Annotated in this window: 2 protein-coding genes (1 of these 2 only partly in view); both read left to right on the top strand. The window is 65.3% G+C overall.

Features of this window, described 5'->3' with window-relative positions:
- Window positions 1-9,765: a non-ribosomal peptide synthetase gene (locus tag QRN48_RS03680; RefSeq protein WP_285348975.1), complete on the top strand. Its 9,765-nt coding sequence runs from the start codon at window positions 1-3 to the stop codon at window positions 9,763-9,765.
- A protein-coding gene (locus QRN48_RS03685; protein ID WP_285348977.1) for a non-ribosomal peptide synthase/polyketide synthase crosses the window boundary here: on the top strand, window positions 9,765-18,037 show its 5' portion. It continues 7,990 nt past the right edge of the window; the window shows 8,273 of its 16,263 coding nt (coding positions 1-8,273); the start codon lies at window positions 9,765-9,767; the stop codon falls past the right edge of the window. The genes QRN48_RS03680 and QRN48_RS03685 overlap by 1 nt, the downstream gene beginning before the upstream one ends.

Below are 18,037 nucleotides of genomic sequence, written 5' to 3' on the forward strand. Positions count from 1 at the left end.
ATGAAATCCATACGAGATCAGGCCGCGCATTTTCCCGAACTGGTGGGCTTGTATGCGCAGCGCCAGCCGGACCGGATTGCCCTTCGACACATCGTCCACGAGGACCAGCCGCCGCTGCTGACCAGCTACGCCCAGCTTGATGCACGCGCGCGCTCGATTGCCGCGCACCTGCAGCAGCACGTTGGCGTCGAAGGCGGCGAGCGCTGCGTGCTGATTCTGCCCACCGGCGCCGACTACGCCGCGGCGTTTCTCGGCTGTTTGTACGCCCGGGTCATTGTAGTGCCGGCCTTCGCGCCGGAGTACAACCGCCAGACCCACCTCGACCGCCTGACCGGCATCCTCCACGACGCCTCGCCGCAGATGGTGCTGGGCCGGCGCGAAGACCTGGATAAATTTCAGCACCTGCTGCAGCCGTTCATGCCGGGCGGCGGTCGCTTCGCCGCGGTGGAGGAAATCGCCGAACGGCAGGGCGGTTTCCAGCCGTCGACGATCGACACCGGTGCACTGGCGTTCCTGCAATACACCTCCGGTTCGACCAGCGCCCCGAAAGGCGTGATGGTCTCCCACGAAAACCTGATGGCCAACGAAATCGCCATGGCGCGTCACTTCGTCTCCGACCCGGCCTCGGAAAGCTGGGTCAGCTGGCTGCCGCTTTACCACGACATGGGGCTGATGTGCGGTCTGCTGTTGCCGCTGTACTACGGCGGTACGCTGACGCTGATGTCGCCCAACTATTTCCTGGGCCGGCCTGCGCGCTGGCTTGAAGCTATGAGCGAGTACGGCGGGACGTTTTCCGGCGGCCCGGATTTCGCCTACCGCCTGTGCGTGGAGCGCATCAAACCCGGCGCCGTGAAGGGCCTTGCGCTGGACAACTGGAGCCTGGCGTTTTCCGGCTCCGAGCCGATTCGCATCGCCACGCTGGATGCCTTCAGCGAGCATTTCGCGGCGGCCGGCTTCAACCGCCGCGCCCTGACGCCCAGCTACGGGCTGGCGGAGGCGACGCTTTACGTCAGCGCTGCCGAGCGAGAAAAGCCATTCGGCATCAAGCGTTTCGACGGCAACCAACTCGCCGCCGGGGACGCCACGCAAGCGCTGTTTGCCGACAACCAGGCTGTCAGCCGTCTGCCGGGGTGTGGCTGGTGCCAGCCTGATCACGATCTGCGCATCGTCGAACCGGCCACAGGCCAGGCGCTGACGTCGGGGCAGGTAGGTGAGGTGTGGATTGCAGGGCCGAGTGTTGCCCAGGGTTATTGGCAAAACGCCGACGCCACTGCGCAGACGTTCGTCATCGAAGACGGCAAGCGCTGGCTGCGCAGCGGCGACCTGGGCATCGCCAGCGACAACGAGCTGTTCATCACCGGGCGCCTGAAGGATCTGATCATCCTCAACGGCCAGAACCTGTACCCCCAGGACATCGAACAGGCGCTGGAGAAAAGCGTCGAGCTGCTGCGACGCGGCCGTATCGCTGCGTTCCCGGTGAGCGATGAGCAGGGCGTCGAAGGCGTGGGCCTGGCGCTGGAAATCAGCCGCAACGTGCGCCGCCTGATGAAGCCGCAGATGATCTGCGAAGCGGTGCGCGATGCACTGGCCGACCTGTTTATGGTGGCGCCAAAAGTGATTGTGCTGCTGGAGCCGGGCGCGCTCCCGCGTACCACCAGTGGCAAGCTGCAACGCGCTGCGTGTCGCAGCGGCTGGCAGAACCGCAGCCTGGACAGCTTTGCGCTTTGGCAGGATGGACGCTTGCTGGACGCCGACTCCACGGACGTGGCCGCAACGCCTTCCACCGACGCTCAAACGCTGCTGCCTGAGGTGGTCGCGGCCTGGCGCGAAGTCCTCGGCAGGCAAGACCTGAGCGCCGCGGATCACTTTTTCGCCTGCGGCGGCGATTCGGTCGGCGTGGTGCAAGTGCTCTCGAGGCTGAACAGCGAACTGGGCCTGAAGCTGGAGCCCGCCCACCTGTTCGAGCACCCGACCCTTGGCGCCTTCAACGCCCACGTCGCTGCGCACGTCCGCGCCCATGGCCGCGGTACCGACCGGCCGGCAGGTGTGGCTCGCATTTCCCGCGACAACGATCCCGAGCAGTCTTTCGCCCAGCAGCGCCTGTCGTTCCTTGCACAACTGGCGCCGGACAGCAGCGCCTATCACCTGTGCGGCCAGCTGAGCCTCAACGGCGCGCTGGATAGCGTCGCCCTGCAACGCAGTCTGGACGATCTGGCCGCCCGCCATGAAAGCCTGCGCACCACGTTCGCCATCGACGCCAACGAACAACTGGTGCAGCGCATTCACGCGCCGGGTCCTGTGCTCATTGAACGCCATTACCTGAGTGAGGACACCGATCCGCAGCAGGGGCTGAGCGAGTTGGCCAAAGCCGTCGTCGAGCAGCCGATGGATTTGCAGCAAGGCCCGCTGTGGCGGGTGATCAACGTGCGCCTGGCGCCGAACCACCATCAACTGCTGCTGGTGTTGCATCACATCATTGCCGACGGCTGGTCGGTGCAGGTGATGCTCAAGGAATTCGCCGCGCTGTACCGCGCCCACGCCCAAAGCCAGGCGCCGGTACTGGCGCCGCTGCCGATCCAATACGCCGACTTTGCCGCCTGGCAACGGGCGCGGTTGGCCGGTGGGGAAGGGCAACGCCAACTGGCGTACTGGCGAGAGCAATTGGGTGATGCCCAGACCGTGTTGAACCTGCCCGCCGACCGTCCGCGCCCGGCGCAGCAAAGTCATCGCGGCGCGCGCTATGGTTTTGCTCTGGACGCCACGTTGAGCCAGGGCTTGCGCGAGCTTGCGGGTACTCACAATGCCACCTTGTTCATGGTCATGCTGGCCGCCTACAAAACGGTGTTGCTGCGCTACAGCAGTCAGACCGACCTGCGCGTCGGCGTGCCGGTCGCCGGGCGTACCTGCACCGAATCGGAAGGGCTGATCGGCCTGTTCGTCAACACGCTGGTGCTGCGCAGCGAGGTCTCGCCACAGCAATCCTTCGCCAGCCTGATCGACGCCGTACGTCAAACCGCGCTGGGGGCCCAGCACCATCAGGACCTGCCGTTCGAGCAACTGGTCGAAGCCTTGGGCGTGGCACGCAACCTCAGCCACAACCCACTGTGCCAAGTGAAATTCACCCAGCAGTTCCCGCTGCCGCAGAACGTAGAAATGGCCGGCGTGCGCATGGACGTGACCCAGCTGGATGACTACTCGGCGCACTTCGATTTGGGCCTGGACATCACCGACACGGGCCAGGGCATCGAGGCGGTGTTCACCTACGCCTGCGACCTGTTCGACGAGCCGCGAATGGCTGCGCTGGCTGCTGACCTGCAGCGCATCTGCGCGCAAGTCGTGGCACAGCCTGAAGTGCGTTTGCTGGATGTACACACCAACGCCGTGATGTCATGCGTCGCGGCGCAGCAGGCAGCCTTCCCGGCCAGCGACGTATTGAGCCTGTGGCAGGCCAGCGTTGAGGGCCAGCCGCAGCATATTGCGCTGCAATGCGAACAACGCAGCGCGCGGTTTGCCGAGGTCGACGCCCAGGCCAATCAACTGGCGCGGCATCTGCGTCAGGCCGGGGTAGGCAGCGAAAGCCGCGTCGGGATTCTGCTGGAGCGCTCGGTGGCGTTCGTTGTCAGCCTGTTGGGCGTGCTCAAGAGCGGCGCCGCTTACGTGCCGCTGGACCCGAAATGGCCCGCCGCGCGTCAGGCTTTTGTGCTGGCTGACAGCGGCGCGGGCTGGCTCATTACCGATCAGGGCGCACCGGGTGACTTCAAAGGCGAGGTGATCGGCGTCGATGATGAGGCCCAATGGCGAGCCCAACCCTGCGACGGTCTCGAGCAGCGTATTCACGCCGATCAGGCCGCCTATCTGATCTACACCTCCGGCACCAGCGGGACACCGAAAGGCGTGGTTATCAGCCATGGCGCGCTCGCCGATTACGTGCAAGGCCTGTTGCTGCGGCTGGACCTCGCACCCGGGGCAAGCATGGCCATGGTCTCCACAGTGGGCGCTGATCTGGGCCATACCGTGCTGTTTGGCGCGCTGTGCTCGGCGCGCACCCTGCACCTGATCAGCCCCGACCGCACCAACGACGCCGACCGCTTTGCCGCGTACATGGCCGAGCACAAGGTGGGCGTGCTGAAAATCGTCCCGACCCACTTGAACGGTCTGTTGCAGGCCGCGAACGCCGCCGATGTGCTGCCCGAGCATGCGCTGATCCTGGGCGGCGATGCGCTGCCGTGGGCGCTGGCGGCGCAGATCAATCGTCTGAAACCCGGCTGTCGGGTCATCAACCACTACGGCCCCACCGAAACCACGGTGGGCGTGCTGAGCCACGAGCTGTTGCTGCCCGAGCCTGCCGACCTTGCGCTAATGGGGGAAAGCGTGCCCGTCGGCCGTCCGCTACCAAACGTGACAGCGCTGATCCTCAATGACCATCTGCAGCCGGTGGTGCAAGGCGATGTCGGTGAGCTGTACATCGGCGGGCCGGGACTGGCACGGGGTTATCACGGGCGTCCAGGCATGACTGCTGCGGCGTTTGTCCCGGACCCCAGCGGCAGCGGCGCGCGGCTTTACCGCAGCGGCGACCGCGCCCGATTGCTGGCCGACGGGCAGATTCAATTCCTCGGCCGCGCCGACGATCAGGTCAAGGTGCGCGGGTATCGCGTGGCGCTCGGCGAAATTGCCCAACGGCTGCGCCAGCTGGACGGGATTCGCGATGCCCACGTTCGTCTGGATGAGCGCGGTCAGTTGATTGCTTACGGCCTGTTGGCCAACGGCGCCTCGGTGGCCGGCGAGACCCTGCGCGAACAACTGGCGCAGAGCCTGCCCGACTACATGGTTCCCGGCCACGTGCTGGCCCTTGAGGCCTTCCCGCTCACGGCCAACGGCAAGCTTGACGTTGCCGCGCTGCCCACGCCGAGCCTCAAATCCGACGCCTTCGAAGCGCCCCATGAGGGTGTCGAAGCTGCGTTGGCTGCGCTCTGGCAGGCAGCCTTGAAGGTCGACACCGTGGGTCGCCACGACAACTTCTTCACCCTGGGTGGCGACTCGATCCTGAGCCTGCAGATCATTGCCCGGGCTCGCCGCCAGGGCATCCGTCTGACGCCCAAGCAGCTGTTTGAAAAACAGACCATCGCCGAGCTGGCGCAAGTCGCCACGGTGGCCGAGGTCAAGCCCGTCGCCGCACCTGCACTGGCGCCCGTCGCACCGCGCGAATTTGCCCTGACGCCCATTCAGGCGCGGTTTTTCAGCCTGCCGGTCGCCCAGCGTCAGCACTGGAACCAGTCGCTGCTGCTCGACGTGCCCCAGGCGCTGGACGTCGCGCACCTGCAGCAGGCCCTCGCGGCTGTGCTGGCTCACCACGACAGCCTGCGCCTGAGCTTCCATCAGAACGACGAAGGCCAGTGGCAGCAGCGTTACCGCGACAGTGAAAGCGCCGAGCGCGTGCTGTGGACTTGCGAGTTAACTCGCGAAGAAGACCTCGATTCGCTGAACGATGAAGCCCAGCGCAGCCTGAACATTGACACCGGCCCGCTGCTGCGTGTGGTGCATGCGCGCCTGCCGTCCGGCGAAGCGCGCCTGTTGCTGGCGATCCACCACTTGGCCGTCGACGGCGTCTCGTGGCGGGTGTTGCTGGAAGACTTGCAACTCGCCTACCGCCAACTGACCACGGGGCAGAATGTGACGCTGGCGGATAAAACCGCCAGCTTCCAGGCCTGGTCGCAGTCGTTGAGCACCTTGGCGCAGAGCGCTGAATTGGCTACGCAGCTGCCGTATTGGCAAGCGTTGGACGCCGTTGATGCCATCCTGCCTGGGGATGTTTCGGTGCAGAGCCGGGTCGGCGACAGCGAAACCGTCCAATTGACGTTCGCCGCGAATGACACCCGGCGCCTGCTCAGCGAAGCCCCGGCCGCTTACCGCACGCGCATCGACGAGCTGTTGCTCGCGGCGCTGGCCCAGGCGCTGTGGCAGTGGAACGGTCGTCGGCGCCACGTGATCAGCCTGGAAGGTCACGGTCGTGAGGACGCCACGGGTGCCCTCGACCTGAGCCGCAGCGTGGGCTGGTTCACCAGCCTGTACCCTCTGGCGCTTGACGCTGCGGATGACCCCGTCGCCACGCTCAAGGTGGCCAAGGAAACGGTGCGCGGCGTACCGGACAAGGGCCTGGGTTACGGGGTACTGAAGTACTTGGCTGACGCAGATTTGCCGGAGTTGACCGGGCAGGGCGTGACCTTCAACTACCTCGGTCGTTTCGACGATAACGAAGGCGCGCTGTTCTCCCTGTCGAGTCGCACGCCCGGCAATCTGCGCGATCCCCAGGGTCCGCTGGCCAATGCCCTGGCGGTGGACGGTCAGTTGCGCGACGGCCGGTTGCAGCTTGACTGGACCTTCAGCCGCGAACGCTTCAGCCGCGAGAGCATCGAGCAGCTGGTTTCGCTTTATCAAGCGCAGCTGCTGCAGCTGATCGCCCACTGCAGCGACGAATCCCACGCCGGCCTGACGCCGTCGGACTTCCCGCTGGCGGCGTTGAATCAAACCCAACTTGATGCGCTGGGTATTCCTGCGCGGGAGATCGAAGACATCCTGCCGCTGGCGCCGATGCAACAAGGGATTTTGCTGCACAGCCTGCTGGAGCAGGGCCACGGCATCTACTTGATGCAGGACCAGTACGACGTGGGCAGCCACGTGGATTTCGACGCGTTCAAGTTCGCCTGGCAGCAAGTCGTGCAGCGCCACCCGGCGTTGCGCACAGCGTTCCACGGCTTGGAAAGCGGCGTGCAGCGTCAGATTGTGATGCGTCGCGTGCCATCGCCGGTGCAGCTGATCGACCTGAGCCATCTGTCCCGGGACGCTGCCGAAGCCGAGCTTGATGCGTTGCTCAAAAGCGAGCGCGAACAGGGCTTCGATTTCGCTCGTGCTCCGTTGCTGCGCCTGCGCCTGATCAAGTTCGGCGAGGCGGATTTCCGTATCGTCCAGAGCCACCACCACGCGTTGATCGACGCTTGGTGCCGGGGCCTGATGCTCACCGAGTTTTTCGCCCATTACCGCGCGTTCCTGGAAGGCCGTCAGGTCAGCCTGCCGCCCGCGCGAGCCTATCGTGATTTCCTCGCCTGGCTGGCCGCGCAGGATGAAGGGCTCAGTCGCGACTACTGGCGCAACGCGCTGGCGGGCTTCACCGACGTCACGCCACTGCCGTACCGCCACAGCCCGCAGGGTGACGCGCAGATGCGCGACGTCACGCTGGCGCTGGGTGCCGCGAAGACCGCGAAACTCGCCGAGCAGGCGCGGCACTATCGCCTGACCGCCAACACCTTTGTGCAGGCAGCGTGGGCGTTGTTGCTGATGCGTCATGCCGACCGCGACGAAGTGCTGTTCGGCGTCACGGTTGCCGGTCGCCCGACGGAACTTGAGGGTATCGAAGGCGCGCTGGGGCTGTTCATTAACACCTTGCCGCTGCGCATCCGCCGTCCGGACATGGGCGCGTCGGCGCTGGAGCTGCTCAATGCCTTGCAGGGACAGAACGCCGACATGCGCCAGCACGAGCACCTCTCGCTGGCCGACATTCAGCTGCTGGCCGACACCCCGCGTGGCCAGCCGTTGTTCGACAGCCTGTTTGTGTTTGAAAACGTTCCGTTGGGCGCCGAGGTGCAGCAGGCCGTGAACGACTACCGCATCACGCCGCTGGCCAACCGCACCCACACCAACTACCCGCTGACGGTGGTGCTGCTGCCGGGTGAATCCCTGCAGTTGCAGCTGACCTACGACACGCGGCACTTCAACGACGCCGACATGAGCGCGCTGGTCAGCCACTTCCGTCGCCTGCTCACACAGTTGATCGACAACCCGCAACAGGCGCTGAGTCAGTTGCAGATGCTTGAGCAGACGGATCGCGAGCAGTTGCTGGCCCAAGGGCTTGGCCCGGTGCAGAAGCACTGGTACGACATCAGCTACCTGGAGCGCTTCGAGGCCAGGGTATTGGCCCATCCGCTGCAGGAGGTGGCGCGCTGTGAGGGCCAGAGCCTGAGCTACGGCGGACTCAATCGGCAGGCCAACCGCATCGGCCACGGCCTGATCGCAGCGGGCGTACAGGGCGATGACGTGGTGGCGCTGTTTGCACCGCGCGGGCTGGCGCTGTTGAGCATGATCCTCGGCGCGTTCAAGGCCGGCGCTGCCTACCTGGCGCTGGACGACCGTCATCCGGCCGGACGCAGCGCACGCATGCTGGTCAGCAGCGCCGCGCCGGTGTTGCTGACGCCGCGCGAGTGCCTGCCCCAAGTCGAGGCGATGGTTGCGCTGGCCGAGGACAAACCTAGGGTGCTGGTGCTTGAGGATGTGCTGTCGGCTGGCGATCCATTGGCCGACCGTAACCCCGGTCGCTACGCGACGGCCGAGCAACTGGCGTACGTGATTTACACCTCCGGCTCCACGGGCGAGCCCAAAGGCGTGATGGTCAACCAGCGCGGCATGCTCAATAACCAGATGTCCAAGCTGCCGTACCTGCGTTTGGGCGAGGGCGATGTGATCGCCCAGACCGCCGCCACCGGCTTCGATATTTCGGTCTGGCAATTCCTCACGGCGCCGCTGTTTGGGGGGCGCGTGGAGATTCTGCCGGATGCCGTGGTGCAGCACCCGCAGCGTCTGCTGGAGGCAGTCGCGGCCAATCAGGTCAGCGTGCTGGAGTGCGTGCCGGCGGTGATCGACGCCGTGCTCGCCGTCGCGCCACAGCGCCTCGATGCCCTGCGCTGGTTGCTGCCGACCGGTGAAGCGCTGACCGCGGGTCTGGCCGCGCGCTGGTTTGCTCGCTACCCCGACATCCCGCTGGTGAATGCCTACGGGCCCGCCGAGTGCGCCGACGACGTTGCGCTGCACACCCTGACCGCAGCGCCGGCGCTCAACGCCAACATGCCTATCGGCCGGCCCACCGACAACAACGCCCTGTACGTGCTGGATTCAAGCCTGCAACTGGCTGCACCCGGCGTGGTCGGCGAGTTGTACATCGGCGGCGTGGGTGTGGGCCGTGGCTATGCCGCGCGGCCTGGCTTGACCGCCGAGCGCTTCCTGCCCGATCCGTTCGGTGAGACCGGTGCGCGGCTGTATCGCAGCGGCGACCTGGCGCGCTGGAACGCCGATGGCGCGCTGGAATACGTCGGCCGTGCGGACTTCCAGGTGAAGATCCGCGGCCAGCGTATCGAGCTGGGAGAAATCGAAAACCTGCTGCTCGCCCACGCCTCGGTACACGACGCCGTGGTCAGTGCGCAGCCGACACCGCACGGCCCGCAACTGGTGGCCTACGTCGTGGCCGCGGCGGGGCAGGCGCTGTCCAGCGACGTGCTGAAGACCGCGCTGGCGCAAACCCTGCCGGCGTTCATGGTCCCGGCTCACATCGTCGTGCTGGCACAGATGCCGCGCAACGCCAACGGCAAGCTGGATCGCAAGGCGTTGCCGGCGCCGAGCCTGGAAGCGCGCACCTTCGAAGCGCCACAGGGCGAACGCGAATCCGTCCTAGCCGAGCTCTGGCAAGACCTGCTCAAGGTCACGTCGGTGGGTCGTCACGACAACTTCTTTGAACTGGGTGGCCATTCATTGCTGGCGACGCGGCTGCTGTCGCGCATCCGCGAGCGGTTGGGCGTGAGCATCCCGTTGGCCCAGGCGTTTGAGGCCACCACCGTCGCCGCCCAGGCGGCGCTGATCGACACCTTGCAGGGGCAGACCCTGACACTCGACCGGCTCGATGCCCTGGACGAGTTAATGAATGAGCTGGAGGAAAGCAACTGATGTCGCAACCGAGCATGGCTTCACACAGCAAGCTGCTGGCACTGGCCACACGCTTCCTCAGCCTGAGCAGTGCCCAGCGTCGGGTGTTTCTGAGCAAGCTGCGCGAGCAGGGCCTGGATGCGTCGTCGCTGCCCATCCCTGCGGGGGTCGCCGGCGAACGCAGTGCAGCATCATTCGCCCAGCAACGCTTGTGGTTTCTGGAGCAGCTGGAGCCGGGTAACGCCACCTACCACCTGCCGGGTGCCTTGCGTCTGAACGGCCAGCTGGACGTCGCTGCTGCGCAATCGGCGTTTGCCCGCGTGGCCGAGCGTCATGCCAGCCTGCGTACCGTGTTCGACACCGCAGAAGACGGCACGCCGGAGCAGGTCATTCAGGCCATTCAGCCGCTGCCGCTCGAGGTTTTACAGGCGGACGACGAAGCTGGCGCGCAGACGCTGGCCGATGACTTCGCCCGACGCCCCTTCGACCTGGCCCAAGGACCGTTGTGGCGGATAGCGCTGGTCGAGCGCGCCGCTGACGACCACCTGTTGCTGGTGTGCCTGCACCACATCATCGCCGACGGCTGGTCGATTCAGGTGCTGTTGCTGGACTTCGTCGAGGCCTACCGCGCCGCTTTGTCGAATGACGACGACAGTTTGGCCCCTCTGGCATTGAGCTACGCCGACGTTGCCCTGTGGCAGCGCGCCTGCCTGGGCGCCGGCGAAGGCGATCGGCAACTGGATTACTGGCGGCAACAGTTGGGTGATGAACCGCCGGTGCTCGAACTGCCGGCGGACCGTCCGCGCCCGGCACGCCAGAGCTTTCGCGGCGCGCGCCTGCCGTTCAGTTTTCCTGCCGCGCTGTCCGCACGAATGCGCGAGCTGGCCCGGCAGCGCGGGGTGACGCTGTTTACCGTCATCCTCGCCGCCTACCAGGTGCTGCTGCAGCGCATGAGCGGGCACTCCGATTTGCGCATCGGCGTGCCCATTGCCGGGCGTCAGCGCGCGGAGACGGAAGGGCTGATCGGCTTCTTCGTCAACACCCAGATCCTGCGCGGCGATGTGCAAGCCGACGCCAGTTTCAACCAGATCATCGACAGCGTTCGTCTGGCATCCCAGGGCGCGCAGGGCCATCAGGACCTGCCCTTCGAGCAATTGGTCGACGCCCTCGCACCCGAGCGCAGCCTGAGCCACAACCCGTTGTTTCAGGTGCTGTACAACCACCAGCAACGCCAGGACCAAGCCCTGCAGCTGATGCCCGGTTTGAGCGCCACGCTGATGCCGCTCGACAATGGCAGCGCGCAATTCGACCTGGCCCTGCACACGTGGGAAAACGCGGCCGGCGAGCTGGCCGGTAACTGGAACTACGCGACCGATCTGTTCAATCACGCCAGCATCGAACGCCTGCACGGGCGTTTTGCGCAGCTGTGCGCCGACCTGCTGGAACGCCCGGACGCGGCAATAGGCGACTTCGAGTTGCTGGACGCTGAAGACCGCGCGCAGTTGGCAGCGGTCAATGACACAGCGCGGAACTGGGCTGAGTCGGAGCCGTTCGTCCACCGCCATTTCGAGCGACTGGCACAGCTTCATCCCGAGCGGGAGGCTTTGCGCTTTGGCGATGAGGTGTTGAGTTATCGGGCGCTGGATCAGCGGGCTAATCAGCTTGCCCATCACCTGCGGGAGCAGGGCGTGGGCCGGGAATCGCTGGTCGGCGTTGCGGCGTTGCGCTCGGTTGAGATGGTGGTAGCGCTCTATGGCGTGCTCAAAGCCGGCGCTGCCTACGTGCCGCTTGATCCGGAATATCCTGCCGATCGTTTGCGCTACATGCTGGAAGATGCCGGGATTGGCTTGTTGCTGAGCCACGATGCGGTGATTGACGGTCTACCGGCTGTTGAAGGCCTGCGCGTGCTCAATCTCGATCATCTGGCGCTGACGGATTATCCGCTCAGCGCGCCGAAGGTCGAGCTGCACCCCGAGCAACTGGCTTACATGATTTACACCTCGGGCTCGACCGGCAAACCAAAGGGCGCTGGCAACACCCACGCGGCGCTGTTCAACCGGTTGGCCTGGATGCAGGACGCTTACGGGCTCGATCAATCGGACGCGGTGCTGCAAAAAACGCCGTTCAGTTTCGACGTGTCGGTCTGGGAATTCTTCTGGCCGATGATGGCGGGCGCACGTTTGATCGTCGCCCAGCCGGGGGATCATCGCGACCCGCTGCTGCTGAAATCTCTGATTGAGCAGCAACAGATCACCACGCTGCATTTCGTCCCGTCGATGCTTGCTGCCTTCATGGCGCAGGACGATCTCACCGGCTGCGCGTCCCTGAAACGCATCGTTTGCAGTGGCGAAGCCTTGCCCGCCGATCTGGCGCGCGACACCCTGCAGCGCCTGCCGAATGCCGGGCTGTACAACCTGTACGGCCCAACCGAAGCGGCCATCGACGTCACCCACTGGACCTGCCGCAACGAGCCGTGCGTTTCGGTGCCCATTGGCGCCCCGATCTCGAATCTGCACATTCACATCCTCGACAGTCGCCTGAACCCGCGACCCATCGGCGTACCGGGCGAGCTGTACATCGGCGGCGCGGGCCTCGCGCGCGGCTACCACCTGCGTCCCGGTCTCACTGCCGAGCGTTTCGTCGCCAGCCCCTTTGGCAGCGGCGAGCGGCTGTATCGCACCGGTGACCTTGCCCGCTGGCGTGCCGACGGCGTGGTGGAGTACCTCGGCCGGCTCGATCACCAGATCAAACTGCGTGGCTTGCGCGTTGAAATCGGTGAGATTGAATCAGCGCTGCTCGATCATCCGGCTGTCCGTGAAGCGGTGGTTATCGCGCGAGAACTCGCCACCGGCATGCAGCTGGTGGGTTATCTGGTGGCCGATGGGTTTGACGAAGAACACCTGCGCGAGCAGCTGAAACAGCGCCTGCCGGACTACATGGTCCCGGCCCACTTCGTCACGCTGGAAAGCCTGCCGCTGTCGGCCAACGGCAAGCTCGACCGCAAGGCCTTGCCCGACCCACACATCCAGCAGCGGGCTTTTGAAGCCCCGCTGCCCGGAGTCGAAGCCCAACTGGCTGCGCTGTGGCAAGACCTGCTCGGCGTCGCCCAGATCGGTCGTCAGGACAACTTCTTTGCGTTGGGCGGCGACTCGATCCTAAGCCTGCAAATCATCTCCCGCGCGCGCAAGTGCGGCATCGTGCTGTCGCCCCGGCAGATGTTCGATCGCCAGACCATCGCCGAGCTGGCGCAGGTGGCGCAAGTGGTCAGTCAGGACGCGGCTGCGGTCGAGCGCATCGAGCTGAACCGCGACATCCCGCTGACGCCGATTCAGCACTGGTTCTTCCAGCAACCGATGAAAAACCGCAGTCACTGGAACCAGTCGCTGCTGTTGAACCCGAGTGAGGCGCTGGAGCTGCCGGCGCTGAACCACGCCCTTCATGCGTTGCTCAACCATCACGATGCCTTGCGCATGCGCTTCGTGCAGCAGGACGACGGCCAGTGGCAGCAACGCTATCGCGCCTGCTTTTGTGCTGAAGAGCATTCCTCTGGCGAGCAGGCCCGCGACGGCCTGATCTGGCAGCGTAAATCCCGTTTGAACGAGCTGACGGCTGCTTGCGACGAAGCCCAGGCCAGCCTCGATCTGCGCAACGGCCCGCTGCTGCGCGCCGTGCATTTCACCCTGGCCGAAGGCGGGGAGCGGCTGCTGCTGGTGATTCATCACCTGATGGTGGACGGCGTGTCGTGGCGCGTGCTGCTGGAAGACCTGCAAAACGCCTACGCCCAGGCCCGGGCGGGCCTGACCATTGACCTCGGTGGGAAACCGCTGTCATTCCAGCGCTGGTCCAACCGTCTGCTCGATTACGCCTGCAGCGACGCCGTGCTGGCCGAAGCGCCTTATTGGTATGGACTGCCTTCGGCGCCGGCCTTGCCATGCGCCAACCCTTTGGGCGAAGCACGGCAAGCCAACGTGCGTCAGCTGCACCTGTCACTGGACGCCGGACGCACTGAACGGCTGATCAACGAAGCACCGCCCGCGTATCGCACGCACATCAACGACCTGCTTCTGACTGCGCTGGCCCGGGCGATGAAGCGTTGGAGCGGCGAGGCGCAAGCGCTGATTGCCCTTGAAGGTCACGGTCGTGAAGACCTGTTCGATGTCGTCGACCCGGCCCGCACCGTGGGCTGGTTTACCAGCCTCTATCCGGTCAGCTTGCAGGCCCATGATGACCTCGACGCAGCGCTCAAGCACACCAAGGAAACCCTGCGCGCCGTGCCCAACGGCGGCTTGGGTTACGGCCTTCTGCGCCATTTGCGCGGCGAAGCGTTGCCGGCGCTGGACGGCTGCGTGTTGTTCAACTACATGGGCCGGCTGCAAGACAGCAGCGGAATTTTCCGGCTCGCCGAGGAGGGCAGCGGCGCCCAGCGCGCCGCCGATGCTCCGCTCAATGGCGAGCTGTCGCTGGACGCACAGGTCCGTGACGGCCGGTTCAGCCTGACCTGCAGCTACAGCGCCGTGCGCCATGAGGCGGCATCGGTTCAGCGCTTGCTCGACGCCTATGCCGAGGCGCTGGACGAGGTTTGCGAACATTGCCGTCGCCACTCGGCGGTCACCCCGTCCGACTTCCCGACGCTGGGGCTGACCCAGGCACAACTGGACGCCTTGCCGGTGGCGGCGCGCGACATTGAACAGCTCTACCCACTGACGCCGATGCAACAGGGTTTGCTGTTTCACAGCGAACTGAGCGGCAGCGAAGTCGCGGACCCGAATAGCGCCCGGGATTTGTACATCAATCAGGTGGCGCTGGACATCGAGCACCTGCCGGTGGCGCGTTTTACAACGGCGTGGGCGGCAGCGGTGCAGCGTCATCCGATCCTGCGCGCTGCCTTTTTGCGCGTTTCCGGCAGCGAGCAGCCGCTGCAAGTGATTCGCCGCGACGCGGTGCTGGCAGTGAAAGAGCTGGACCTGCGCCGTGGCGATCAGGCGATGGCCGAGGTTTTGGCGGCCGAGCGCGAAGCCCCGTTCGACCTGCACAACGCGCCGCTGATGCGTGTGCTGCTGGTGCGCCAGAGCGAGACCTTGTGGAAACTGGTTTGGACCTTCCACCACATTCTGCTGGACGGCTGGAGCAGCGCGGCGCTGCTGGGCGAGGTGATTGAAGCGGCGCTGTCCGATGCCTCGCCGCAGCCCGCCGGCCATTACGCCGACTACGTCAGTTGGCTGCAGAGCCGTGACGCCGAGCACAGTGCTGCGTTCTGGCGAACGCATCTGGCCGGTTTCGAACAGCCGACGATGATGGCCGCCGCGCTGACCGCTCCGGTGTCGGACAACGGCGCGCCGCTTCCCGCACAGGTGCGCGTCACCTCCATGGACCTCGACAGCGCGCTGCTGAACAGCACAGCGCGTCGTCAACGCGTGACCGTCAACACGCTGATTCAGGCTGTCTGGGTGCTGCTGTTGCAGCGCTACACCGGTCAACAGCGAGTGGCATTCGGCGCCACGGTGTCCGGTCGTTCCGCACAGGTGCCGGGCATCGAGCGCATGCTCGGGCTGTTCATCAACACGCTGCCGCTGGTGCAGGCGCCCCAGGCGCAACAGAAGGTCGGTGACTGGCTCAATGACCTGCAAGCGCACAACCTGGAACTGCGCGAACACGAGCACACGCCGTTGTTTGAGGCCCAGCGCTACGCCGGCCATGCTGGGCGCGACCTGTTCGACAGCCTGCTGGTGTTCGAAAACTACCCGGTGGACGCGGTGCTGCGCGACAAGCAGGCCAATGGCGTCAATCTCGGCTCGGTCGAGCTGAGTGACAAGACCCACTACCCGCTGAGCCTGGCGGTGGTGGCGGGCGAGCGTGCCCACGTCCACTTCAATTACCACAGCAACGTGTTCAGCGCCGAGCAGATCAAGCGCCTGTGTGGGCATTTCCAGACGCTGCTCAACGGCATCTGCCGTTTGCCCGAGGCGCGCATCGGCGAGTTGTCGATGCTCACAGACGGCGACCTGCAACAGATGCACGCCTGGAACACACCGCCGTTCTCGCCTTACCTCAGCCGCCCGATTCACGAGCTGATCGCCGAGCATGCGCGCATTCGTCCCGAGGCCATTGCGCTGGTCCATGGCGAACAGCGCCTGACCTTCGCCGAGTTCGACCGTCGCGCCAACCAACTGGCCCATGCCCTGCGTGGGCGAGGCATCGGCACCGAAGTGCGCGTGGCGATTGCCATGGAGCGGGGGATTGATCTGTGGGTGGCATTCTTCGCCGTGCTTAAATCCGGCGGCGCCTACATTCCGCTGGACCCGGACTACCCGACCGAGCGCCTGCGCTACATGCTCGAAGACGGTGGCGTGAAGCTGCTGATCAGTCACGACGCGGCACTGGATCGCGTGCCGGTGGGTGACCTGCCGCTGCTCAATCTGGACACGCTGGATTGTTCATCTGAACCGGCTACAGCGCCCGACGTGGTGATTCACCCCCAGCAGTTGGCCTACTTGATTTACACCTCGGGCTCGACCGGCAAGCCCAAGGGCGCGGCCATCGCCCACGCCGACATCTCGATGCACATCCAGACCATCGGCGAGCGTTACCGCTTCACGCCCGAGGACCGCAAATTCCATTTCCTGTCGATCAGCTTCGACGGCGCCCACGAAGGCTGGATGATGCCGCTGTGTTACGGCGCCCGCGTGGTGCTGCGCGATCAGGAACTGTGGAGCGTCGAGCAGACCTACGACACGCTGATTCGCGAAGGCATCACCGTGGCGTCGTTCCCGCCGAGCTACCTGCGTCAGTTGTCTGACTGGGCGGGCGTGCAATGCATGGGGCCGGGAGTGGAAACCTACTGCTTCGCCGGCGAAGCCTTCAGCCGAGAGATGCTGCACGACGTGATTCGTAATTTGCAGCCGCTGTGGATCATCAACGGTTACGGCCCGACCGAAACCGTGGTCACGCCGACCTTGTGGCTGGCCTCCGCCGAAACTGCCGACTTCACCACCGCCTATGCGCCGATTGGGGATCTGGTGGGTGATCGTCAGGGTTATGTGATGGACGCGGATTTGAACCCGTTGCCGCAGGGCATCGCGGGTGAGTTGTACCTGGGTGGCGCAGTGGCGCGGGGTTATCTGGACCGTCCGGGCGCCACTGCCGAGCGCTTCCTGCCGCACCCGTTCCGCGCCGGCGAGCGCATTTACCGCAGCGGCGACCGGGTACGACTGAACAGCAAAGGGCTGCTGGAATATCTGGGCCGTATCGACCACCAGATCAAGATTCGAGGTTTCCGCATCGAAGCCGGTGAAATCGAAGCGGCGTTGAAAGGCTGCGACGGCGTGCGCGAGGCGCTGGTCATCGTGCGCGATGGCGTAAGCGGCAAGGTCTTGCTGGGGTATGTAGGCGGCAACGGTCTGGCGGAGGACAGCCTCAAGCAACAGCTGAAAAACACCTTGCCGGAATACATGGTCCCCGCGCACATCGTGGTCATGGAACGCTTGCCGCAGTTGCCCAACGGCAAGCTCGACCGCAACGCGCTGCCCGATCCTCACGTGATCTCCAGCGACTATCAGGCGCCGCAAAACGAGCTTGAACAGCAACTCGCCGCGCTGTGGCAACCACTGCTGGACATCGACGCCGTGGGCCGCAACGATCACTTCTTCGAACTCGGCGGTCATTCGTTGCTGGCCATGCAGTTGATTTCCCGGCTGCGTCACGAGCATCAACTGAGCGTGCCGTTGCGTGCGCTGTTCGATGCGCCGCGCCTCAGCGATTTCGCCCAGCGCATCGCGCAGCTGACCCCGGCCGAGCAACCCGCCGCCCAGCTTGAACTTGTCCCACGGCACCAGGACCGCGCCGTGCAGTCCTTCTCCCAGCAGCGTCTGTGGTTCCTCGATCAACTGCAACCCGGCGGCCATACCTACAACCTGCCCGGCGCGGTGCGCTTGCGGGGCGAGCTGAACGAGGCGGCCCTGCAAGCGGCTTTCGACGGGCTGGCTGCGCGGCATCAGGTGTTGCGCACGCGCTTCCTGGCGGTCGAAGGCGTGCCGATGCAACAGGTCGAACCGGCTGCAAGGGTCGCCATCGAGCGGTTGGACATTCGACATGAGGCGGACAGCGATGCGGCGTTCAATACGTTGGCTCAGGTCTTCGTTCGGCGGCCCTTCGATCTGTCGTGCAGCCCGGTCTGGCGCGTGGCGTTGGTGCGCGTTTCCGCGGATGAGCAAAGGCTGCTGCTGTGCCTGCACCACATGATTTCTGACGGTTGGTCGGTGCGCGTGCTGCTGCAGGAGTTCAGCGAGCTGTATCG

Source organism: Pseudomonas sp. ME-P-057, assembly GCF_030208975.1.
Taxonomy (GTDB): Bacteria; Pseudomonadota; Gammaproteobacteria; order Pseudomonadales; family Pseudomonadaceae; genus Aquipseudomonas; species Aquipseudomonas lutea.

Coding starts and splice junctions, on each gene's coding strand:
- QRN48_RS03680 (WP_285348975.1), top strand. CDS start 1: ATGAAATCCATACGAGATCAGGCCGCGCATTTTCCCGAACTGGTGGGC.